Annotated in this window: 19 protein-coding genes and 1 pseudogene; 8 read left to right on the top strand and 12 right to left on the bottom strand. The window is 56.8% G+C overall.

Going from position 1 to position 23,623, the window contains the following annotated elements:
* Positions 1-41: 41 nt before the first annotated feature.
* The 3 genes and pseudogenes from ELR57_RS28715 to katG all read left to right on the top strand — a co-directional run.
* A pseudogene (locus tag ELR57_RS28715) lies at positions 42-416 on the top strand (NAD(P)H-dependent flavin oxidoreductase); the annotation flags it as partial.
* A gap of 109 nt (positions 417-525) precedes the next feature.
* Positions 526-936 (top strand): NAD(P)H-dependent flavin oxidoreductase, encoded by a 411-nt coding sequence (locus tag ELR57_RS28710; RefSeq protein WP_370452381.1) that lies wholly within the window; start codon positions 526-528, stop codon positions 934-936.
* A 129-nt stretch (positions 937-1,065) separates the two neighbouring features.
* A complete protein-coding gene (katG, locus tag ELR57_RS27185; RefSeq protein WP_126962993.1) occupies positions 1,066-3,249 on the top strand; it encodes a catalase/peroxidase HPI in 2,184 nt (727 codons plus the stop codon).
* Positions 3,250-3,352: 103 nt separating this feature from the next.
* On the opposite strand, the gene ELR57_RS27180 is transcribed toward katG, so the two are convergent.
* The 4 genes from ELR57_RS27180 to ELR57_RS27165 all read right to left on the bottom strand — a co-directional run bounded on the left by ELR57_RS27180 (position 3,353) and on the right by ELR57_RS27165 (position 8,994).
* Positions 3,353-3,904: a VanZ family protein gene (locus tag ELR57_RS27180; protein WP_126962991.1), complete on the bottom strand. Its 552-nt coding sequence runs from the start codon at positions 3,902-3,904 to the stop codon at positions 3,353-3,355.
* A 195-nt stretch (positions 3,905-4,099) separates the two neighbouring features.
* A complete protein-coding gene (locus ELR57_RS27175; protein WP_126962989.1) occupies positions 4,100-5,875 on the bottom strand; it encodes an ABC transporter ATP-binding protein in 1,776 nt (591 codons plus the stop codon).
* Complete coding sequence (locus tag ELR57_RS27170; protein WP_126962987.1) at positions 5,862-7,637, bottom strand: ABC transporter ATP-binding protein; 1,776 nt, start codon at positions 7,635-7,637, stop codon at positions 5,862-5,864. Before ELR57_RS27170 ends, ELR57_RS27175 begins: the two co-directional genes overlap by 14 nt.
* Positions 7,638-7,950: 313 nt before the next feature.
* Entirely contained in the window at positions 7,951-8,994 is a 1,044-nt protein-coding gene (locus tag ELR57_RS27165; RefSeq protein WP_126962985.1) for an LCP family protein, read from the bottom strand.
* 254 nt (positions 8,995-9,248) lie between these two features.
* Between ELR57_RS27165 and ELR57_RS27160 the strand changes: the two genes are divergently transcribed.
* Positions 9,249-9,485 carry a ferredoxin gene (locus ELR57_RS27160; RefSeq protein WP_126962983.1) on the top strand — a complete coding sequence of 79 codons (237 nt, stop codon included), beginning with the start codon at positions 9,249-9,251 and terminating at the stop codon, positions 9,483-9,485.
* A gap of 45 nt (positions 9,486-9,530) precedes the next feature.
* Here ELR57_RS27160 and ELR57_RS27155 read toward each other — a convergent pair whose 3' ends face one another.
* From ELR57_RS27155 to ELR57_RS27140, 4 genes are all read right to left on the bottom strand, one after another.
* On the bottom strand, positions 9,531-9,890 hold the full coding sequence (locus ELR57_RS27155) for a response regulator (protein ID WP_126962981.1): 360 nt from the start codon (positions 9,888-9,890) through the stop codon (positions 9,531-9,533).
* A gap of 42 nt (positions 9,891-9,932) precedes the next feature.
* Positions 9,933-10,394: a chemotaxis protein CheX gene (locus tag ELR57_RS27150; protein ID WP_126962979.1), complete on the bottom strand. Its 462-nt coding sequence runs from the start codon at positions 10,392-10,394 to the stop codon at positions 9,933-9,935.
* A gap of 222 nt (positions 10,395-10,616) precedes the next feature.
* A complete protein-coding gene (locus tag ELR57_RS27145) occupies positions 10,617-11,912 on the bottom strand; it encodes a sensor histidine kinase (RefSeq protein WP_126962977.1) in 1,296 nt (431 codons plus the stop codon).
* On the bottom strand, positions 11,912-12,589 hold the full coding sequence (locus ELR57_RS27140; RefSeq protein ID WP_126962975.1) for a response regulator transcription factor: 678 nt from the start codon (positions 12,587-12,589) through the stop codon (positions 11,912-11,914). Before ELR57_RS27140 ends, ELR57_RS27145 begins: the two co-directional genes overlap by 1 nt.
* Before the next feature lie 193 nt (positions 12,590-12,782).
* Here ELR57_RS27140 and ELR57_RS27135 point away from each other — a divergent pair, with 193 nt between their 5' ends.
* From ELR57_RS27135 to ELR57_RS27125, 3 genes are read left to right on the top strand one after another with little or no spacing between them, the layout of a single operon-like run.
* The gene (locus tag ELR57_RS27135; protein ID WP_126962973.1) at positions 12,783-13,523 is read left to right on the top strand and encodes a polyphosphate polymerase domain-containing protein; all 741 of its coding nucleotides are present in this window, start codon (positions 12,783-12,785) and stop codon (positions 13,521-13,523) included.
* Positions 13,516-14,199, top strand: a complete 684-nt coding sequence (locus ELR57_RS27130; RefSeq protein ID WP_126962971.1) for a DUF4956 domain-containing protein — start codon at positions 13,516-13,518, stop codon at positions 14,197-14,199. Before ELR57_RS27135 ends, ELR57_RS27130 begins: the two co-directional genes overlap by 8 nt.
* A 29-nt stretch (positions 14,200-14,228) precedes the next feature.
* Positions 14,229-16,271 carry a carbohydrate-binding domain-containing protein gene (locus ELR57_RS27125; RefSeq protein ID WP_158630196.1) on the top strand — a complete coding sequence of 681 codons (2,043 nt, stop codon included), beginning with the start codon at positions 14,229-14,231 and terminating at the stop codon, positions 16,269-16,271.
* A gap of 64 nt (positions 16,272-16,335) precedes the next feature.
* On the opposite strand, the gene ELR57_RS27120 is transcribed toward ELR57_RS27125, so the two are convergent.
* Positions 16,336-18,975, bottom strand: coding sequence for a response regulator (locus tag ELR57_RS27120; protein WP_158630195.1), 2,640 nt, complete (start codon positions 18,973-18,975; stop codon positions 16,336-16,338).
* A gap of 453 nt (positions 18,976-19,428) precedes the next feature.
* Here ELR57_RS27120 and ELR57_RS27115 point away from each other — a divergent pair, with 453 nt between their 5' ends.
* The gene (locus ELR57_RS27115) at positions 19,429-21,324 is read left to right on the top strand and encodes a methyl-accepting chemotaxis protein (protein ID WP_126962965.1); all 1,896 of its coding nucleotides are present in this window, start codon (positions 19,429-19,431) and stop codon (positions 21,322-21,324) included.
* A gap of 58 nt (positions 21,325-21,382) precedes the next feature.
* Here ELR57_RS27115 and ELR57_RS27110 read toward each other — a convergent pair whose 3' ends face one another.
* The 3 genes from ELR57_RS27110 to ELR57_RS27100 all read right to left on the bottom strand — a co-directional run.
* Complete coding sequence (locus tag ELR57_RS27110; protein ID WP_126962963.1) at positions 21,383-22,348, bottom strand: asparaginase; 966 nt, start codon at positions 22,346-22,348, stop codon at positions 21,383-21,385.
* Between the two features lie 37 nt (positions 22,349-22,385).
* The gene (locus ELR57_RS27105) at positions 22,386-23,114 is read right to left on the bottom strand and encodes a M50 family metallopeptidase (protein ID WP_126962961.1); all 729 of its coding nucleotides are present in this window, start codon (positions 23,112-23,114) and stop codon (positions 22,386-22,388) included.
* 177 nt (positions 23,115-23,291) lie between these two features.
* Positions 23,292-23,623: transposase (locus tag ELR57_RS27100; RefSeq protein ID WP_148125569.1), on the bottom strand; the 332-nt coding region annotated here is incomplete at its 5' end.

The following is a 23,623-nucleotide window of genomic DNA, read 5'->3' as shown; positions in this document are numbered from 1 at the left end:
TGCCTGTCGAGCTCGCTTCGCGGTTGGAGCTTCCGGTCGTGATGGCTCCGATGTTCCTCGTCTCCGGTCCCGAGATGGTGATCGCCGGATGCAAGGCGGGAATAATCGGCGCCATCCCGCTAGCGAATGCGCGTACGATGGAGGATTTGGAGAGTTGGATGAATCAGATCGTCAAGGAACTGTCGGAGGCACGCGCGCGGGATCCCGACAAGAGGATAGCCCCATGGGCCGTCAATGTCGCCGTCCATCGAACGAATGCCAGACTGGAGGATGAACGGTCTCTCATTCAGCGGTACCAGCCTCCGATCGCGATTACCTCACTGGGGTATCCCGGTCTCGTAACGGATGAGGTTCATGCTTACGGAGGACTCGTGTTCGCGGACGTCGTGAATGTGAAGTATGCCAGGAAGGCGGCGGAAAGAGGAGCCGATGGGCTCATTCTCGTCTGCAGCGGAGCGGGAGGGCATGGCGGACAGCTGAATCCTTTTGCCTTCGTGAAATGCGGTGCGGGAGTTCTGGGACGGGATGATCATCCTGGCGGGCGGAATCTCCACCGGGCGGGATATCGCCGCGGCAATGGCGCTCGGCGCGGACCTGGTCAGCATGGGAACTCGGTTTATCGCGACTCGCGAGAGCAGGGCTCATCCGGATTTTCAGAAGATGCTCGTTCAGTCGACGATCGAAGACGTCGTGTATACGGATGTATTCAGCGGCGTTCCCGCGAATTACTTGATCCCCAGCATTCGCAGAGCGGGCCTCGATCCGGAGCGCCTTCCGGGCAAGGCGGACTTCGACTGGTCGCGCACCCATGCGAAAGGTCCGAAGCCCTGGAATGATATCTGGTCGGCCGGGCAGGGCGTAGGCTCCGTTAAACGAATTCAATCGGTATCGGCGTTGGTCGATGAATTAAGGAAGGAGTATAAGGGTCATGGCTAAATCTTTCGGTTTCTGAAGGTTTGATGAAGAAGCGACAAATGTATTGATTTCTGATGGGGGTCATCCTATATAATAGATTGTAGTTATTATAATCTACTATTTAATCTAAAAAGTGATGGGAGAGGTACGATGGACGCTAAAGTTAGCACCACCGCTGGCAAATGCCCATTCTCGCACGGCAGCGTGACCAATCATCAGCCAATCGGCACATCGAATAAAGACTGGTGGCCTAACCAGTTGAATCTGAACATCCTGCATCAGCATGACCGCAAAACGAATCCTCTGGGCGACGATTTCGATTATGCGGAGGAATTCCGGAAGTTAGACTATCAAGCGCTTAAGCAGGACCTTCGCGACCTGATGACGAACAGCCAGGATTGGTGGCCGGCCGATTACGGCCATTACGGTCCTTTCTTTATCCGGATGGCCTGGCACTCCGCGGGTACTTACCGTACGGGCGACGGACGCGGGGGAGCGGGCTCCGGCACGCAGCGTTTCGCTCCTCTGAACAGCTGGCCGGACAACGGCAACCTCGATAAGGCTCGCCGGCTGCTATGGCCTATCAAGCAGAAATACGGGAACAAAATCTCCTGGGCGGACTTGTTCATTCTGACGGGGAATGTCGCGATCGAATCGATGGGCGGCCGCACGTTCGGCTTCGGAGGCGGACGCGAGGACGTGTGGCATCCGGAGGAGGACGTCTACTGGGGCGCGGAGAAGGAATGGCTGGGAGATAACCGCTATTCGGGTGAGCGCAGCCTGGAGAACCCGCTGGCCGCCGTTCAGATGGGCCTGATCTACGTGAATCCGGAAGGGCCGAACGGCAAGCCCGATCCTCACGCCAGCGCCTTCGATATCCGCGATACGTTCAAGCGGATGGGGATGAACGACGAAGAGACCGTCGCGCTCGTCGCCGGCGGCCATACGTTCGGCAAGGCGCACGGAGCGGGAGACGCCGCCCTCGTCGGAGCGGAGCCGGAAGGCGCTCCTGTCGAAGCGCTGGGCTTAGGCTGGATTAGCACGCACGGCTCCGGCAAGGGCCGCGACACCATTACCAGCGGCATCGAAGGAGCTTGGACGGCGAATCCGACCCAGTGGGACAACGGCTACTTCGACATGCTGTTCGGCTATGAATGGGAGCTGACGAAAAGCCCGGCGGGAGCGCATCAATGGGCTCCGGTCAATCCGGATGCGGATCATCTGGCGCCGGATGCGGAAGACGCGTCCATCCGCGTTAAGACGATGATGACGACCGCGGACATGGCATTGCGCGTGGACCCGGCTTACGAGAAGATCTCCCGCCGCTTCCACGCGAATCCGGACGAGTTCGCGGATGCGTTCGCGCGCGCCTGGTTTAAGCTGACGCACCGCGACATGGGGCCAGTCTCCCGATACCTCGGACCGGAGGTGCCGGAGGAAGAACTGATCTGGCAGGATCCGATTCCTGCCGGCAATGCGAATTTGACGGACGCGGATATCGAAGAGCTCAAGTCCAAGATCCTGGATTCCGGCTTGACGATCGGCGAATTGGTCGCGACGGCTTGGGCGTCGGCGAGCACCTTCCGCGGCTCCGACAAGCGCGGCGGCGCGAACGGCGCCCGCATCCGCTTGGCTCCGCAGAAGGATTGGGAAGCGAACCAGCCGGAGCAGCTGGCCAAGGTGCTTGCGATTCTGGAAGCCATTCAGCACGATTCGGACGTTCAAGTCAGCCTGGCCGATCTTATCGTCCTCGGCGGCAGCGCCGCGGTAGAGAAAGCGGCGCGCGATGCCGGCTTCGACGTAACCGTTCCGTTCGCGCCGGGCCGCGGCGATGCGACCCAAGAGCAAACGGATGTCGAGAGCTTCGCCGTGCTGGAACCGGTCTCCGATGGGTTCCGCAACTATCAGAAGAAGGCCTACGGCGTAAGCCCGGCCGAGCTGCTTATCGACAAGACGCAGCTGCTGAACCTGAGCGCTCCGGAGATGACCGTCCTGGTCGGCGGCCTGCGCGTTCTGGGCGCCAACTACGGCGGCACGAAGCATGGCGTCTTCACCGACCGCGTCGGGACGCTGACGAACGACTTCTTCGTGAATCTGCTCGACATGGGCTTGCAATGGAAGCCGGTCGAAGGCGGCGTCTACGAAGGACGCGACCGCAAGACGGGCGAAGTCGTCCGCACGGCGACGATTTTCGATCTCGTCTTCGGCTCGAACTCCGTCCTGCGCGCGGTAGCCGAAGTATACGCGCAAGATGACAACGCCGAGAAGTTCGTTCGCGACTTCGTATCGGCTTGGGTCAAGGTCATGAACGCGGATCGGTTTGATTTGAAGTAAGCAAGAACAGGGACCTTCTTTAAGTCATATTCCATGACTTGGAGAAGGTCCTTTTTGATTCGGGGTTTATGTCGGCTTTCGTGCGCTTACTCAATAAAGATATTCAGAGGCGCATTCTTACCACAAATAATAAAAATAATAAAACAGGTAATCCCATTGCTGATAGCACTGTAATTGCAGTACGTACCTTTTTACCATCTCGCAAGATAAACAATAAAAACTTGTACCCTAAAATACCAATGAATCCACCCAAACCATTTAAAATGATGTCATCAATATCGGATGTTCCAATGCCCAAAAGTCCCTGAATGATTTCAATAAATAAACTCGCTACGATGATAAATAGCAGATTGGTCATTACTCTTTTGTTGTTTTTGAACAATGTCAAATAGGTGCCGAGAGGAATAAAGACAATGATGTTGCCGCCCACATTAGCAAAAGCGAAATCTTTTATAGTGGCCGAGCTGCTGAATACATATTCCTTTATACTCTGAAAAGGAATGAGATTGATTGCTCTGTCTACAGTCCTATGGCTATTAAACAAATCCCAAAGCGGAACTCTGAGCAATAATTTATATAAAAAGAGAATGTAACAAATGAAAACGACATATAAAAAGACGGTTTCGATTCTATACCTAATACTTCCATTTCCCATTTCTTCCCGCCTATCCTCTATAACGGATTCGAAGATATTACCGGCCGTTCCAACGCGTAATCATTCTACTAGAACGAGAAAAAGTCTATCACGATTCCAGCTATCCTTCAATCGTCGATGATGGGCCTGCTGAAATGAAAAAATAGCCCCCGATCGAATCGCCGATCGGGGGCTTATCGCTGCGCTTGGGAAGCCTTAAGCCTCCATCTTCTGAGCGCTGTACAGTTTGTAGTATCTGCCGCGAAGGGCCATGAGCTGGTCGTGGGAGCCGCTCTCGGCGATGCCTTTGTCGGCGACATACATGATGCGGTCGCAGTTCTTGACCGTGGACAGGCGGTGCGCGATGATGAACGAGGTTCGGCCCTTGAGCAGCTCGTTGAGTCCCTTCTGCAGCAGGCGCTCGGTCCGGGCATCGATGGAGGAAGTCGCTTCGTCCAGGATGAGGATGCGCGGGTTGGCGAGCAGCGTGCGGGCGAAGGAGATGAGTTGGCGTTGGCCTTGGGACAGCTTCGAGCCGCGCTCGTTGACCTCGGTCATGTAGCCTTGCTCGAACTCGCGGATGAACTCGTCGGCGCATACGGCCTTGGCCGCGGCGATGACTTCTTCTTCGGTGGCGTCGAGACGTCCGTAACGGATGTTATCCAGGATCGTGCCGGAGAAGATGAAGCTGTCCTGGAGCATGATGCCCATCTGGCTGCGCAGCGACTTGAGCTTCGCTTCCGCGATGTCGTAGCCGTCGACGAGTATCTTGCCGCCGGTGATGTTATAGAAGCGCGAGATCAGGTTGACGACGGTCGTCTTGCCCGCTCCCGTCGGTCCGACAAGCGCGACGCTCTCGCCCGGCTTGATGTCGAAGCTCAGGTGCTCCAGGATGTTGACGCCGGGATCGTAGGCGAAGGTGACGTCGTCGAAGGTGACGCGGCCCTTGATGGCGGGCAGCTCATGCGCGTCCTTCACGTCGGTGACCGTCACCGGTTCGTCGAGCGTCTCGAAGATGCGTTCCAGGTAAGCGACGGCGTTGATGAAGCCGTTGTACAAGTTAGATAAGTTAAGAATCGGCTGCCAGAAGCGGGCGGCATAGCTGCTCATCGCCAGGATGACGCCGAAGGTGACTTCCTCCGGTCCCAGGCTGACCAGGCCGACGAAGTAGATGGCCGTCGCGACCAGCGTCGCCAGATTGTCCACGGAGAACGGGATCAGGAAGTTGAAGTACATGGCCCTCATCCAGACGTTGCGATAGTTGCCCGCCAGTCTAGTGAAGACTTCTTCGTTGCGCTCCTCCCGAGTGAAGAGCTGGGTGACGCGGATGCCGCTGATGCTCTCCTGCAGGTAAGCGTTCAAGTTGGAGCTCTTGTTCGATACCGCCTGCCAGGCCCGGCGCTGCTTGGTCTTGATGAGCAGCATGATGGCGATGAAGACCGGCAAGCCCGCCAGGATGATGAGCGACAGCTTCACGTTGACGGCGAACATGAAGGCGGCGATGAAGATCAGGTTCAGGATCTCGAGAATAAAGTTGATGATGCCGTTGGACAGCACGTCCGAGACGGAATTGACGTAGTTGACGACCCGGATGAGAATCTTGCCCTGAGGGCGGTCGTCGTAATATTGGAACGGCAGCTCCTGCAGGTGCTTGAACAGGTCCGTGCGGATATCGAAGATAATATCTTGTCCGACGCGGGTCATGATGCGCGAACGAATCGTGGCCAGGATGACGCTTGCGACGATCGTCGCGAGCGTGAGCAGCGCCCAGAAGACGAGTCCGGACTTGTCCTTGGCCGGAATCGTCACGTCGACGACGTGCTGTACGATCAGGGGCGCGGAGAGCGCGATCCCCGCCGATAATATGCTGAGCACGAACGCGACGATCATCGGGGACTTCTGGCGTTTGATGTAAACGAGCGCGCGCCGGAAGTGCTTGATATCGAATGGCGATTCCAAATCCTCGTCGATGTCGAATTTATTTCTGGCCATGAGCGGTCGCCTGCCTTCCAATGCCTTCGTTCTGCAGCATGAATACTTCGTAGTAATAGCCTTTCTTGGCTAACAGCTCCGCATGGGTGCCGTCTTCGATAACTCGGCCGTTGTCCAAGATCAGGATGCGGTCCGCGCTGGCGGTCGTCGACACGCGCTGGGCGATAATGATCTTGGTGCAATCGAATTCGAGCTCCCTCAAGCTCTTCTGGATATGCTCCTCCGTCTCCAGGTCGACCGCGGAGGTCGTGTCGTCGAGAATAAGAATCGGCGGTTGAACGGCCAGCGCCCGGGCCAGCGCGATCCGCTGCTTCTGCCCGCCGGACAAGCCGACGCCGCGCTCGCCGATAATCGTGTCGTAGCCCTCCGGCATCTTCCGGATAAAGTCGTTCGCGGCGGCCAACCGGGCGAACTTCATAACCTCCTCTTCCGACAGATCGGGATTGCCGTAGGCGACATTGCCGTCGATCGTATCGGAGAACAGAAGCACATCCTGAGTGGCCACGCCGATATTGCCGCGCAGCTCGTCGAGCTCCAGCTTGCGCACGTCGGTGCCGTCGATCAGCACCCGGCCTTGCGTTACGTCGTAGAACCTCGGGATCAGGTTGATGAGCGTCGTTTTGCCGGAGCCCGTCGCGCCCATGATGGCGATCGTCTCGCCGGGATTGATGGCGAAGCTGATATTCTCGAGCACCATCGCGTTGTTATACTTGAAGCTCACGCGATCGAATTCGATGCGTCCTTGGTACCGGCGCTTGACGATGGGCTTGTGCTCGTTGACGATACCCGGATGGGAGTAATAGATGTCGACGATCTTGTTCAAGCTGGCGAAGAAGCGCTGGATGTCGTTGATGATGATGCCGATGTTGCGCATCGGGTTGGACAGTCCCCAGATCAAAGCGGTGAAGGCGGAGAATTCGCCGAACGTGATGCGGTCGTCCATGACCAACAAGCCGCCCACGATCATCAGGATGACGTTGAAGGCTTGGGCCAGCGTCTCGAGATAAGGAAAGTAATCCAGCCACACCATCGCGGCGGCTTTGTTCGCCGAGGCATAGTGGACGTTTTTCTCCGTAAACTTCTGGACTTCGTACTCCTCGCGAGCGAACGCTTTCACGACTCGGTTGCCCGCGATGTTCTCTTGGGTCGTCGTGTTGAGCTGCGACAGGCGTTCCCGAAGGTCGATATACATCGGCCGGACGCGCTTGGCGAAGAGGAAGGCCACGATGAAAATAGGAGGAGACAGGATCAGCAGCCACAGCGTGAGCTCGACGTCGATGTAGAAGAAGTAGACGACCGCGGCGAGGAACACCGTCAGCGACTCGATGATCGTCTTGATGATCCACGCCATGGTGTGCCGCACCATATCGAGGTCGCCCGTCATCTTGGTCATGAGGTCCCCGGTGCGGTTGCGGTCGTAGTAGCTCATGTCCTGTCCCTGGATTTTGTTATACAGATAGATCCGGATCCGATACAGCATGTTCTGGGAAGCGCGTTCATAAAGAAGCGTCGTGAAGTAGGACAGGCCCGTGCGCAGCAAGGAGAATCCGATCATGCCGATGCACAGCCCGATCAGCAGTCCTCTCTTGTCCGTCAGGTTGGTCAACGCGTCGCCGCCCGTTATGAACGTATCGACGATCCGCTGGCCGAGGTAAGGATTGATGATGGTGAGCGAAGATCCCACCACGGAGAGACAGAGCGCGAGGATGTACCTCGTTCGGTCCCCCAATAAATTGTGCCATAACCACTTCAGCTGAAACATTTTGATCACCGGCTTTTGTAGAATGGAATGATGGACTGACAGCCTCCCGGAAAGAAAACAAAGGCATTATATCACATCTAAATGGGAGTTTGTGGATTTATTGCAAACTGTAATATAAGGAATTTAACAAGAGAAAAACGGCCTATTTCCTTTAAGGAAATGGACCGTTCTTCTCGCCTGAATCGTAGCGGAGATTGGAGACCCTTACAGGCTCCGATTGGTGCCTATCGGATTCTAACGTAAATTTCCAAAACGGAGTCCTCATACCGGCTATAGCAAACGTTTCTAGTCTTAGTGTTACCGCAAGCCGCGGTTAAGTCGTTGGTGTTTGATCTAAGCCTGTCTCCAGCTCCGCCAAGCTCGTATTCGGGTCCAGCCACAAGCCAATCTCCGCCTTTACCTTGTTAAGCGCATCCTCGTCCAGATTGTAATAATAGATCCCGTCATCCCGTTTCCCGCCTGTCCCGGGCAGCGTGTAGCTGTCGATAAAGTTATCGCCGTGTTCAAAAAAGGTCTTGGCGTTGTCCATGATCTCGGAAGGCGGCATGTCGGTCTTTAGCGTGTCGCCGAGAGAATTCATGATATCGGGGATCTTGGTCAGATTGTTCAGCTCGATCATCCGGGAGATCGCCGCATGGATGAACTCAACCTGCCTGTGGGTCCGATTGATATCGCCGCCTGCATCCTCCCGATATCTGACATAATTCAAAGAGTCCTTGCCGTCGTATAATTTCTGGCCGCCCTTGATTAAGAACTTCTCATGGTCGGCATCGTCGTTGACGAGGTCTTTGGCGATCGGAAGACGCAAACCTCCGAGCGAGTCGACGGTCTCCTCCACCCCCTTGAAGTTGATAGCGGCGTAATAATCGACCCGGTTGGCGAGCAATTCCTCCACCGTCGTTACGGAAGAATAAGCTCCGCCGTGTGCGTAAGCATGGGTGATCTTGTCGTAATACTCCTTTTTGCGCGAGGTCCCCATAATCTTGGCATAGGAGTCTCTTGGGATAGAGACCATGAACAGTTTCTTCTCTTTGGGTCGAACGACGGTATAGATCATCGTGTCGGATCGCCCTTTTTCTTGCTTTCTCTGATCGACGCCCAGCAGTAAGACGGCGTAAGGCTTCGATCCGGATGCCGTAGGCACTTCCCTCCCGGGAAGGGGCTCATAAGCGTTATCCAGCGTCTTCTCGATTCCGGGAGAAACGACATGGTCGAAGACGAACCAGCCGATTTCTTTCCTTAATAGGTAGACTCCGGCGGCCAAGAGCAGCAAAATGCAGCAACCGATAGCCAAAATTCGCTTCTTTCTCTTGTTCTTACGCTTCTGAACGCGTGATCCCAGACTAGCTTCGCTCATTTGCCAACCTCATTTCCAAATCGTCATGATATGCCATTAAAGGTGATGATTTACAAAATCATGTATATATTTGACGAAAAAATAAGGAGATAGTTTCGGATAGCTAGCCATTCGTATTACGGTTTCCACCGTTTATTTCACTAAAAAGAGGCGCTGTGCCTGATTCTTTTAACAAAATTGCGGAAGACGAATTGACGCAGGATGCGAACCGTTCTACTTTGGACAAAACATCGTTAACGGGAGGAGAGTTCAGCATGGCTAAGTACTCATGGGTGGACAAGGATACTTGCATCGCTTGCGGGGCATGCGGCGCCGCGGCGCCCGATATTTACGATTACGACGACGAGGGACTGGCGGGGGTTATCTTCGGCGGCGACGACAATCGGGGGATAACGGCAATCGGCGAGGAGCTGTTCGAGGATATGCAGGATGCGCAGGACGGCTGTCCGACGGATTCGATCAAGATTGCCGACGAGCCTTTCGGGGGTTAAGGTAAAAGAGATTCCCTGCGTCTTATACGAGGGAATCTCTTTTGCTTAAGCCAGCACCTTATCGATCGCTTCCAGCACGCGATCGGGCTGGAACGGCTTCACGATGAAGTCCTTGGCGCCCGCCTGGATCGATTGAACGACCATCGTCTGCTGGCCCATGGCGGAGCACATGATGATCTTGGCGCTCGGATCCGACTGCCGGATCTGCTTCACCGCGTCGATTCCTTCCATCACGGGCATCGTGATGTCCATCGTGACCAGATCGGGCTTGGAGATGCCGTATTGCTCAATCGCTTCGAGGCCATTGGCGGCCTCCGCGACCACTTCGTGGCCTCCCTTGGACAGAATGTCCTTTAGCATGATTCTCATGAAGGCCGCATCGTCTACAACCAATATTTTTGCCATCGAGTCGTTCTACCGCCTTTGTCCTTATTTCTTCTCGCTCGTTCAAACTTCCAGGGCCAAGCAGATCTCGAGGCCGTCCATTCCGTCCATATGAATCGGCACCGAAGTCATGTTCATCTTGGATGCCATGACCCCGATCCCGCTGCCGGTGATGACGGTAGGAGGCGAGATGTCGAGCGTGACGCCCGTCTGCGACAGGTGGATCGCGGCGTTCCCGCAGATCATGTTGGCGAGTTCCGAGATCGCGCTGAGCGCCATGTCGTCGAATTCCGTCACGGAAGCCCCTCCCATCATGCCGGACACGATTCGGAGCGCATCGTCGGTCGACATGCCGGTATACACCTGCCCCCGCAGATGGCCGGTAACCCCGATTACCGTGATGATTTCCTTGCCGGTGAGCGGCTTCTCCTGCTTGGTGGATTCCCCGATCTGCGGAGCGAATTGAAACATGCCTAGGATGCTGCTGGCCGATTCCAGAAACGGATCGATATGCTGCGTGGTCATAACGTCGATTCTCCTTTATCTTCGAGTAGCCGGGAATTTCGGATCGGACCTTTGGTCCGCTATGCTCCCATCTTAAAGGATAATTGTTTGGAAACATCTTCTATTCCATATGAAAAAAACGGGTATTTGTTTAAGAAGTGTTAGGAGATATCCATCTCCTGGCAAAACGAAAGCCGGCCTGGCTATCTCCAGGACCGGCATTCCGTCATTCCGTCTTTTCGGTTATTTGCTTGCCGCGCTGCTTAGATAAACGGAGAATGTCGTCGACTCGCCAATCGTGCTTCTCGCGAGGATTCTGCCCTTGTGCCGTTCGACGATGGACTTGGCGATCGCGAGACCGAGGCCGTAGCCGCCTTGCCGGCGGGCTCTGGATGCGTCCGTCCGGTAGAAGCGGTCGAAGATCCGCGTCAGATGCTCCGGCGCGATGCCTTCTCCCGTGTTCGACACGCTCAGCGCGACTTCGCCGGCTTGCTTCTTAAGCGTAAGGAGGATGGCCCCTTCCGGTTTCGTGTATTTGATCGCATTGTCGAGCAGGATCATGGCGACTTGCTTGATCTGTTCGCTGCTGCCGTATACCTTCAAGCGGGGTTCAATGTCGTAGTCCAGGCGAATGCGCTTCTCGAAGACGACGGCTTCCATGGCGAGGAGCACATTCTCGATCGCGTCGCTGATATCGAAGGCGGCGAACAGCTCGGCTTCCCGGGAATCGTCCATCTGCGTCAGGAACAGCAGATCGCCCGTCAGCCGGGCCATTCTCTCCGTCTCCGACTTGATGTAGTGAAGCCACTTCGCTTGATTCCCGATCGTGTCCTCGCTGTTGGCGATAAGAACGTCCGCATTGGTGCCGATAATGGTTAGCGGCGTCTTCAACTCATGGGAGGCGTCGGCGATGAATTGCTTCTGCTTCTCGAACGCTTCCTTGATAGGAGCGATCGACCGGTTGGCGAAGTAGCGGCTGGTGAAGTAGATGACGATAAGCGTCGCTGCCGCGACCGCCAGAAACGTATAGATCAGGTTGGTCAGGATCTCCTGCCGGGCGCTGATATCCAGGAAGACGTACATGTATCCGGAAGAGGGATTCCTCTCCTTGGTAAACGCCCAACGGCTGCCGTCCAACGCGAATTGCCCGGTATCCTTGCCGATGGCCTTCGCTTCGTCCAGCGCTTGTTGGTACACGTCGGTGTCGGCCTCGATATCGAATGGCGATTGGCTTCCGGTCATCGTCAGGCTGTCGTCGGTCAGCAGCATGAAGGACACCGACCTCTCGAACGGAGGCATGCCGCCCTTGCCCCCGTTCTCCCCGAAACGCGGCTGCAGGCTGTCCGGCCGCCCGCCTCTCGGTCCGCTGCCGTCATTGCTCTTGTGGTAGGAATCGGCTACCCGGGACAGATCCATCCGGATATCTCCTTGCGTGTTCCGATACGTGATCGTGTAGATGGCGGCGAAGGCGGCCAGCATGATAATGGAGATAATGACAAGATTGACGACGAGGAGCCGATTGCGCAGCTTCTTGAACATCAGGCATTCCCCTCCAGCACGTAGCCGACTCCCCGAATGGTGCCGATTCGCACCTTGGATTCCAGAAAGAGCAGCTTCTTGCGAAGAAAGGAGACGTACACCTCCACGTTGTTGTGCTCGGCCTCCGAATCGAATCCCCACAGCTTCTCGATAATCTGTTCCTTGGACGTAACGCTCGTTTTGCGAAGGATCAAGAGCTCCAGCAGCTCGCTCTCCTTCAAGTTCAGCTTGATCTCCTTGCCGCCGGAGCTCAGCTTGAGGCTAGCCGAGTTCAGCTCGATATCCCCGAACTTCAGCGCTTGATCCGGCACGACCTCGCCCTTGCGGCGAAGCGCTGCCCGAATGCGGGCGAGCAGCTCGCCGGTGGAGAACGGCTTGGCGACGTAGTCGTCGGCGCCGTGGTCAAGGCCCGCGATCCGGTCGTCGACCTCGCCCTTCGCCGTGAGCAGAATGACCGGCACGGAATGGCCGTTCTGCCGCAGCTCCTTCAGAACGCGGATTCCGTCCATCTCCGGCAGCATGATATCCAGCAGAATCAGGTCGTAGATGCCGCTTAACGCGTAGTCCAGGCCGGACCGCCCGTCGTGAACGGCATCGACGGAATAATGATTTTTCTTAAGGATCTGGGAGAGCGCCTCGGCGAGGTGCTGCTCGTCTTCGACGATTAAAATTCTCATGGCGTTTTTTTTCATCCTCTAATGAATTAGGCTTCTCTATCGTGCCTTCATTATAGCAAGATCACCTTTAATGAACCTTAACGATCGCGATTGTTATCGGAATGTAAATTCATTTAAGTTTCGTTAAAGGTTCGGGAGCTATGATACGGACATATCGGGCAGCACCACTTCATGCGAGAGGATCTGAGGCGAGATGGCAATCGAGGTGTTTAACCGCCACGAGAACAAGTACCTGATGGATCACGAGACTTACCTGATTTTCTACGACGCGCTGCTGGCCTATATGGAGAAGGACGAATACAACAAGAACGAGTTCTACTCCATCAGCAACCTGTACTTCGATACGGAGCACGACACGATGATTCGGACAAGCTTGATGAAGCCGAAGTACAAGGAGAAACTCCGCTTGCGGGCTTACGGCGTTCCGAACGAGGACGCGAAGGTGTACCTGGAGATCAAGAAGAAGTTCAACGGGCTCGTGAACAAAAGAAGGACGGCATTGAAGCTGCACGAGGCGTACGAGTTCGTCCGATCCAAACGGGCGCCGGAGCTCAAGAGCTACATGAATGCGCAGGTGGTCGGCGAGATCGGCTACATCCTCAAGCTTTATAAGGATCTGCGGCCGAAGCTGTACCTTTCCTACGATCGCAAAGCGCTTTTCAGCAAGGAAAGCCGCGATCTGCGGATCACGTTCGACACGAATATCCGCTGCCGGCGTCACGATCTTAAGCTGGAGCAAGGCGATTACGGCGAGCAGCTGCTCGAGCCGGGCCAATGGCTGATGGAAGTGAAGGCCGAGAAGACGGTCCCGACCTGGCTGGCGAAGCTGCTGTCCGAGCACGGGCTATACCGCACCAGCTTCTCGAAATACGGCAACGAGTATAAGAAAATGGTTCGAAACCGAATCGCGAAGGAGAAGACGCACTATGCTTGAATCCCTGTTAACCGACACGACGACCTCTACCCTTACTTTTGGCACCGCGTTGATCACGATTTTCGTCTCGCTTGCGCTAGGAGGAATCATCAGCTTCACGTACATGAAGACGAACGTCCAGAGCTATTCGCAAGGCTTCGCCCTTACGATGGTTCTGCTTCCCGCCATCGTCGCCATCATCATCCTGCTGATCGGCAGCAACATCGCCCGCGCCTTCAGCTTGGCCGGCGCCTTCTCGATCATCCGGTTCCGCAGCGCGCCGGGCAACCCGAAGGATATCGCATTCGTGCTGTTCACGATGGCGGCGGGCCTGGCCAGCGGCACGGAGCACTACGACTATGCCGTTCTGTTCACGCTTATTCTGTGTATCCTGATGTTCGTTCTAAACCGGTTCAACTTCGGCGCGAGAAACTCGCGGCAGAAGACGCTGAAAGTGACCATTCCGGAGAATCTGAGCTACGAGGAAGCGTTCGCCGAAGTGTTCGGCTACTTCGGAGTGGCTTACGAGCTGAAGAAGATCCGCACGACCGAGCTGGGCAGCCTTTACGAGCTTGTCTATGAAGTGACTCTGCACGAAGAGGTCGACCAGAAGCAGTTCCTGGACGCGATCCGGACCCGCAACGGCAATCTGGATCTTTCTTTGACGATGAGCCCGGCGCTAAACAGCGACTTTTAATCGGAAAATAAACCGAGAGGATGATTGGAATGAGAGAGACGACAGCGCGCAAGCGATTAGCCATTGCCCTGATGAGCATGGCCGTCTTGGCGGGATGCGGCAACACGGCCGCGAATAACGGGAGCAACACGGATGCGGCGACTACGGTTCAAGGGACGACCGCATCCTATGACGGTACCGTTGCAAGCCAGCCGACCGACTTGAAGATGTCGGACCTGGTAACCTTCGATGAAGAAGATACGGCGTCGGATTGGAGCGCCTCCGGGGCCACGACGATTTCCCTCGGTGGCTCGGACGCGACGATAAGCGGGGCGGGAGCCGCCGCCGAGAACGGTTCGGTGAAGATAACGGCGGCGGGTACCTATATTCTGAGCGGTACGCTTAGCGACGGGCAGATCGTCGTCGAAGCCGGCGAGGAGGATCGGGTTCGGCTGGTGCTGAACGGAGTGGACATCACGGACAGCGACAACGCGCCGATCTACGTGAAGTCGGCGGATAAGACGGTGATCACGCTGGCGACGGGGACGAAGAACACGGTCACGGACGGATCGACTTATGCCTTGGAGGCCGATTCCGACGAACCGACCGCGGCTATCTTCAGCAAGGACGATCTGTCGATCAACGGAACCGGCAGCCTGACGGTCCATGCGAATGACAAGGACGGCATCGCCAGCAAGGACGATCTGCTGATCGCGGAAGGGACCTATACGATCAAGGCTGCGGACGACGGCATCGTCGGCAAGGATTTGATCGCGATTAAAGCCGGGACGTTCGACATTGAAGCGACCGGCGACGGAATGAAGTCGTCCAACGACAAGGACGCGGACAAAGGCGTTATCGCCATCGGAGGGGGAACCTTCCATATCGTTTCCGGCAATGACGGAATTCAAGCGGAGACGACTCTGCTGGTGGACGGAGGGACGTACGATCTAAGCACTGGCGGCGGCATCGCGAACGCCGTCGCCAAGACGGAGAACGGACCTGGCGGAGGCATGGGAGGCGGCTTCGGCGGCGGGCGCGGAGGACGGCCCGACGGTCAACCGATGGGAACTCCGCCGGACATGGGATCGGACGAGATGCTGGCTCCTCCGGACGGCGGCCAGATGAACGGGGCGGCTCCGGATGAGGCCGCGAACGCCGGGGACTCGCCGGCAGCGGCGACGGAGGACGGAGATTCCGCCGCCGATGCGGGCACGGAAGAGTCGACCAGCTCCAAGAGCTTGAAGGCCGGAGTCAATCTCGTCATCAACGACGGCGACTTCACGATCGACTCCGCCGAAGATACGCTGCACAGCAACGGGGCGGTTACCGTGAACGGCGGGACGTTCGGCATCCAGTCCGGCGACGACGGGGTACACGCCGATACGGTTCTGACGATCGCGGGCGGCAAGCTGGATATCAAGAGCAGCTACGAAGGGCTTGAAGCGGCGACCATCGTCGTCTCCGGAGGCGAAATGAACGTCACGGCATCCGACGACGGCGTAAACGGTTCGGGCACGAACGCTCATGTCAGCGTCAGCGGCGGCAGCCTTACCGTCAATGCCGGCGGAGACGGACTGGATTCGAACGGCGATATCGAGATGAGCGGCGGCACGGTCATCGTGAGCGGCCCGACGAACGACGGCAACGGCACGATCGACTACGACGGCGACTTCGCGATGACGGGCGGGCTTCTGATCGGAGCGGGCAGCTCCGGCATGGCGCAATCCACTTCGGAGGATTCCAGCCAATCCGCGTTCATCATGACGTACTCGTCGACTCAAACGGCCGGCACGCTCGTTCACGTGGAAGACAGCCAAGGCAATACGATCGCGACCTTCGCGCCGGCCAAGGATTACACGTCCTTCGTTATCAGCTCGCCGGACCTGAAGCAAGGCGAGACCTATACGATCTACTCGGGCGGCACGTCTAACGGCACGGCGACGAACGGGCTGTACGCGGACGGCGCTTACTCGGGAGGAACGAAGGTCGTGGAATTCAAGCTCGAGAGCGTCTCGGCTTGGATCAACGAATCCGGCGTCACCACCGCCAATACCGGTCATGGCATGGGCGGCGGCGGAGGCCGTCGATAAGGCAACGACAGAGAATGGCGGCACGGGACTCTTCCCCGTGCCGCCATTTGTCATGTAATAGGAGTCAATGAACCAACTGAGAAATCGACCGAAGGACAACGTTCAATCGATCGGCGGTCTCCTGCAAATGGCGTTCCGTTCCGTCCGCATCGTCCTCCTTGATCGAGTCTTCGAGAAGTACGGTCGCCTCGGCCAATCCCGAAGCGCCGATGTTGGCGGCGACTCCTTTCAAGGAATGAACGAAAAGGAGGGCAGCCTCTTTGTCCTCTCTTCGCAGCGCGTCCCGTATCTCCTCGATCGACTCGGAGTTCCGCTGTTCGAACGTCCGCAATATTCTCAGATACAGCTCACGATTCCGGTTCAGCCGCTTGATCGAAGCGATCACGTCCAGGCCCGGCAGATCCGGCAGCGTCTGCTCGGGCAGTGGACCGGCCGGCGACTCCGTCGGGCGGCCGCCGGCTCTCGAGGATCGAATCATCCGCTGCAGCACGCCGAACAATTGGATCGGATCGAACGGCTTGGTGATATGCGCGTTCATCCCCGCTCGATACACTTCATCCTCGACGCTCTTCAAAGCGTCGGCGGTCATCGCGATGATCGGAGCTTCCGCGCACATTCCGCCTCCGCGGATCTTCCGGGCCGCTTCGTAGCCGCTCATCACCGGCATCTGGAGGTCCATAAGAATAGCGTCGTAACGAGTATTCTCCGCAAGCTTGACCGCTTCAAGTCCGTTCGAGGCGACATCGACGCGGGCGCCTACGTCCTTAAGCAGCTCGAGGGCGACCTGCTGATTGATCTCGTTGTCTTCGACCAGCAGTAACGTAGAGTGATGGAGCGCGGCGAATTTCTCGGACCGGTCGGCTTCCTTCAGGTTCTGCTTCCTGACGAAGTGCTCCTGGAACAGGACGACCATCTCATTGTAGAGCTGCGACTGGCTCATCGGGTAATGGAGAACCTTCTCGATGGCTGACGACTGTACGAGAGATTCCCACTCGGGCTCATGGTAGGCGCTGACGAGCACGATGATCGGAACCCCTTCCCGTGCCTCGCTCTTCAGCTGCTCGGACAGCCGGACCGCGTTCTCGCTCCGCAGCTTCCAATCGATAAGCACCAGGTCGTAGCGTTCCCCTCGAAGCAGAAGCGCTATCGCTTCGGCGCCGGTCTCGACCGAATGGATGACGAAGCCGATCTGCTCCAGCTGGCTCTTCATGACGAGCTTCATCTCGGCGTTGTCGCAGATAGTCAAGACTCGAAGGGCCTGCAGCGGAGCATTCTCCATCTTGTCCATGAACGCCGAGCCTTCATAGCGTCCGAACCGCGCGGTGAAGACGAACCGGCTTCCCCGACCTTCCTCGCTCTCCGCCTTGATGCCGCCCCCCATGAGCTGGACTAGGTTCTTGCTAATGACAAGGCCCAGCCCTGTTCCGCCATAGACGCGCGTGATCGACATGTCGGTCTGGGTAAACTCGCGGAACAGCTTATGGTGCTGCTCCTTCGGAATCCCGATCCCCGTATCTCTCACGGCGAACTCAAGAAGGTACCCGCTGTCGTCCTTCTCCAACACGCTCGCCTCGAAGGAGATCTCTCCCCGATCGGTGAACTTCACCGCGTTGTTGGACAGGTTCAGCAGCACTTGGATCAAGCGGAACGGGTCGCCGATCAGCATCTGCGGAACCTCGTGGTGAATCGAGAAGCTCAGTTTGAGCCCTTTGTCGTAAGCCTTGAAGCCGACCAGGTTCGAGATTTGGTTCAGCACCTCGTACAGATCGAATTCGATCCGCTCGAGCGTGACCTTGCCGGCTTCGATCTTCGAGAAGTCCAGCACGTCATTGATAAGAGACAGCAGATTCTTGGCGGAGAGAAGGGTCTTGTCGACGTACCCCTGCTGCTGTTCGGTCAACTCCGTTCGTTGCAGCAGGTGGCTTAGCCCGATCACGGCATTCAGAGGAGTACGGATCTCGTGGCTCATATTGGCCAAGAATTCCCCCTTGGTCCGGTTCGCCGTCTCCGCCGCTTCCTTCGCTTCCTTGAGCTGCTTGTTCTTGGCCGCCAGCTCCAACGTACGAGCCTCGACCAGTTCTTCCAGATTGTCCTTATAGTGTAGCAGAGAGGCTTCGCTGTCCCGGAGCTGCTTCTCGATCTCGAATCTCTTGATGGCATAGGAGATTAGAGAATAGAAGAACGGAATCGCTAGCGTATGGAAAAGGGCATAAGGCAGGTAATAGTCTCGGAAGTACCAGTCAGCCACTTCAAAAGGCCCGATATAGACCCAGATGATCGATTGGACACCGAGCAGAAGGCCGACCAGAATGGAGTACTTGTCCAGTAGACGGGGGTAGCGGAGGCGGACGTAATAAGCGGCAAGGCTGATGAGGGTGCCGCTCGCGATCAGGCAGATGCCGATCAGAACGGAGCCTCCGAGGAACAGCCTGTACACCCCGAGGATAACGGAGGTCAGCAGCACGGACAGCGGCCCTCCGAACACGCTGGAGAAGTAGATGCATTCGAGCCGCACGTCGAGGAGCAAACTCGTTTTGTAAGGGGTGAGCATGGCGAAGACGCCCATGACGCCGAAGATCAGACCGAAGAGGAGCGATCGCGTTCGCGGGGACAGCTTGGAGGAGTAGGGAAAGATCCACCTCAGGATAAAAACGAAACTGATCATCAAGGCGCTGCATTGAGCGAAATAATAGAGGAATCCCATTCGACACCCGCTTCGTGGTTTTTCGACATATTTGCCCTCATTATACAATGGATTGGTTCCGGGTAAAGGGGAATTATCCCAAGACAGGGATAGGGATATTTTGACAGGAAGTAGGATGAGAGCAATCGGATGGCGCATGAATTTGCGCGTACCGGCAACTGTTAGGGATTCAAACGGCTGTCTAACACTTGTTAGGGAAGATTGTCGAGGGTACGGGAGCAGTTCGGGATTTTGCAAACAACTGTCCGCCCCGAATCTTCCATGGCTAGCAATCCTCGGAGAATTTCTTAATAATCCTAAAATAATCACGGCTTAATTTTCCTAATACATTGCCCCTAGAATCGAGATGTTGGCAACGGCATACATAACGGGACATCGAGAGCCGGCATTTGTAATCTGCTAAGAAGGGCAAGGTCTACAAGGAGAATTCCACTTAGACGGAGGAAGGTTCGCATGCAACCGATCGTAAACAAGAAACGGTCCTTAAAGCAGTTGTTCGTCATCAGAAAGCTGGCTGTCCGCTACATGCTGTCCACGCTGCTCATCTCCATCCTGATCGTCGTTTCCATGTCTCTGGCGATGTATATTCCGAACTCCAAGGCGACGAAGGATCAGATTGAGAAAGAACTGGCCCTGGAGGGCCAGACGATCGCGCAGAAGGTCGATCTGGAGATTCAGGGGAAGCTGCAGAAGCTGGAGGCGCTGGCGAAGGTGGGGGAGACCTTCGGAACGGACGCGAAGATGCATCAAGAGCTCATTACCCGGTTCGTGCGCGCGAATCCCGAATTCGCGGGAGCGGCGTTCTCTCTCGATCCGAGCGGACGGACCGCCTATGACGACAAAGGCAAACCCCAAGATTTGACCAAGCGGCCCTATATCCCATCGGTTGCCGAAGGCAAGACCTATATCTCCGATCCGATCGTATCCGTGACGGATCCCTCCCAACTGGTAATCGCGTTCGCGATTCCGCTCCTGCAAGACGGCCGCGCATACGGCTTCTATGCGACAAGCTATCCGATAACCCAATTCAGCGCGGAATTCAATCAGGTGAAGATCGGCAGTTCCGGTTATGCCCTAATGGCCGATCACAACGGCTTGATCGTCTATCATCCGGACCCCGAGATCGCTCTGAAGAAGACGGTCGAAGAGATGGGAATTCCCCGTTTGACGGAGGCCTATCATAAAGCAGCCGCAGGCGAAAGCGTCAATTACGAGTATACGTTCAAGGGAGTCGAGAAGCTTGGCTTCGCGACGACGACCCGGAACGGCTTCACGGTGCTCTTGGCGGAACCGAGCAGCGAAGCGATGGCACCCGTCATGCGGATGATGAAGATCATGATCGTCGCGGCTTCCATCGTCACGCTTGCCGTCCTTGCGCTTGCTTATGCGTTCGGACGCAACAACGCCAGGCCGATCGTGAAGATCTCCGGCATTGTCAAGCAGCTCGCGCAGGGAGATCTGCGGCCGAGGCTCAGCATCGCTTCGAAGGACGAGCTGGGGACGCTCGGCGAGAACATGAACGAGATGCTGGCCTCCTTGTCGACGACGATCGGGCAGGTGAACGAAGCGGCCATGAGCGTCGCTTCTTCTTCGCAGCAGATTACCGCCAGCACGGAAGAGGTGGCGACGGGGAGCGTCGACCAAGCGGATCGGGCGAGAACGATGGCTCACCTGTTCGAAGAGCTCGATTCGTCGATCCAGCAGGTCGCATCCAACGCGAACGAAGCGAAGGGGCTGTCGCAGACGACGGTATCCATCGCGACGGAAGGCAACCGGATGATCGGCGGCAGCATCGAGAAGATGGAGCAGGTCAATCGGCAGATGGAATTGTTGGAGCAGGATTCTTCCCGCATCGGCGATATTATCGAAGTGATCAACGAGATCGCGGAACAGACGAACCTGCTGGCCCTGAACGCGGCTATCGAAGCGGCGCGGGCGGGAGAGCAAGGCAAGGGCTTCGCGGTGGTCGCCAATGAGGTGAGGAAGCTGGCCGAGCGCAGCGGGGCGGCGACGAAGCAGATAGCGGGGATCATCCGGGGGATGCAGAACAGCACCTCGAATTGCTCGACTTCCGTCGGCGAGGGCCTGGCGCAGTTCGAGCAGGCGCGGCTCTCCTTCGAGGATATCGTCCGGAAGGTAAACGAGACCTCCCTGAAGGTGAACGAGATCTCGACATCCTGCACGAGCCAGGCGTCAAGAGCCTCGGACATGATGAGGGAGATCGAATCGGTCGCGGCGATCAGCGAAGAAGCCGCTGCGGCAGCCGAAGAGACGGCGGCCGCTTCCCAGGAGCTGGCGAATCTGGCGGAGAAGCTGAACGGCTCCGTCGAGATGTTCAAATACCGTTAACGATAAGCAGGGCCCGGTCGGCAGCGATGAACGCTTGCCGGACCGGGCCCTGCCTGCCTTATTGGAATGCCGCTCGAATATCCGCCTCGTTCTTCCCCGAAGCGAGAAGCACGGCGAGCTTAAGACGGGCCTTCGGCCCGTTCAACTCGCGGGCGAAGACGACGCCAAGCTCCTGCAGCATCGCGCCTCCGCCTTCGTAGGCGTAGGTGCCCTGCGGCTCGCCCCCGATGCATCGGCTGACGAGCACGACCGGGACTCCTTCCGCGATCGCCCTCTTGATGCCGGGAAGCAGCGAAGGCGGGACATTGCCTTGGCCGAACGCTTCGAGCACGATCCCCTTCGCTCCCTTCCCGATGGCGAAGTCGATCCACTCCGCCCCCATGTCGAGAACGGCTTTGATCAGCATGACGGAGCCGAGAGAGGAGACGGAGGCTTCGCCATAGACGGTGTCTGGAGCGGGAGCGTAACGGAATTCCGCCTTGCCGTTCCGCACCCAGCCGATCGGGCCCGATTCCGGCGATTGGAACGCGAGCAGGCTGGACGTATGCGACTTCGTCACGTATCGCGCCGCGTGGATTTGATCCTGCATGACGACGAGAACGCCCTTCGAACGCGAGCTTTCGCTTGCCGCCGCATAGACGGCATTCATCAGGTTGACCGGCCCGTCGGTGCCGGCCTCGTTGGAGGCTCGCATCGCCCCCGTCACGATCACCGGCTTGCCCCAAGGCAGCTGCAGATCCAGGAAGTAAGCCGTCTCCTCCAAGGTATCGGTGCCGTGAGTGACGACGACTCCGTCGATGCCGGGATCGGCAAGGCTGTCGCGCACCGCTTGAAGCACGGCGTTCAGCTCGACGATGGTCATCTGCGGACTCGATCGGTGGCAGACGTCCTCGGAGACGACAGCGATCTCCCCGTTCAGCCAGCCGGATAAGACTTGGTTGGATGGACGGTCGACCTTGCCCGTGCTCGCATCGTGGGACATTGCGATCGTGCCGCCGGTAGTCAGAAGTTTAATGGTGCTCATAAGATGTTCCCCCTGTTACAATCCGCCTATCGCCCTATTATACGTCCAATCTCTTGTTCGACCAAGCTCCCGTGCCGCGTTTGGCGGGAGAGGAGGAAGGTCCGTTGACGGTGCGGCCGAACAGCTGGAGCGAGCGCCCGACGCAAGCAAGAGCGGCGATCAGGAAGCCGACCGACCAGATGAGCGCGGGGATGCCGGTGATCTCCTCCAGCGAATAGGCGTCGCCCGCCGTTCTCCCGTTCTGAACGGAGTTCAGGACGAGCGTGAAGGGACCCATCGCCGACTCTTCCAGCGAGAGGAACGCGAGCAAGCCGAAGTAGCCGTTGCGAATCCAGTCCTTCCGCTGCAGGTAGACAAGAACGTTCAAAGCGATAAAGCCGATCAGCCAGGTAACGCCGAAGCCCGAATGCACATAGAAGAGGAGCAGGACGGCGGCGATGAGCGTCATGAGAATCAGTCCGAGCTTCTGCCGTTTCGAGAATTGCAGGTAGAAAAGAAGCAGGGCGAACAAGGAAGCGCCTATGTATCCGGAGAGAGCGACGGGCAGATGGCTCCAGGAGGAGGCAAGCCGGAAGTAGGTCACGCCGCTGTGGTCGGCATGAAGTTCGACGCTGAGAACGCTGCCGGATAAGAGCAAAGCCATTAGGGCGTGGCTGAATTCGTGGATCATCGTATCGAGATTGCGGAAGAAAGAAGAGAAGGGAATGAGCCGGGTCAGGAAAATGGAAACGACCAGATAAAGGATCGACATCAGCCACTTGTTCATCTCTTTCGCCTCCATTCGCTAAACGTTTTCTCTTATTTTCCCATATTGCGCGCCGAATGTAAAAACCAGCTAATGTTTGTCAAGCTTTGACGTCTTGGTCTTAGGAAAAAACCTTGTTATAATTCTGTACATGCCAAATAACCTCCGTTGGCTCGGAGGATGTTGGTTAAATATGGATTATGCGGTGTAGGGCGTGCCCTTCTTCAAGATGGCGTATATGTGATGCAATAGCTTGTTGGCGCAAGCAATCACCGTCACCTTGTAGGGCTTGCCCTCTTGTCTTTTCTTATCGTAGTACGCTCGTAGCCTTTCGTTCGTACTTCCTCTTATACCGCATTGTACAGCCAAATACAGTGCGCGTCGTAGCCGTTTAGAGCCGCGTTTGGTGATGCGAGTGCTGGACGCTACGAATTGACCTGAACTATGCACACTCGGATCCAGCCCTGCGTAGGCAACTAACTGTTTTGGATCTTCAAACTGCTTTGCATCCCCAATCTCCGCTATTAGCG

The organism is Cohnella sp. AR92, assembly GCF_003990975.1.
In the GTDB taxonomy this organism is placed as follows: domain Bacteria; phylum Bacillota; class Bacilli; order Paenibacillales; family Paenibacillaceae; genus Cohnella.
Note: the sequence above shows the minus strand (reverse complement) of the source record. Positions and strands in the feature narration are given on the sequence as shown.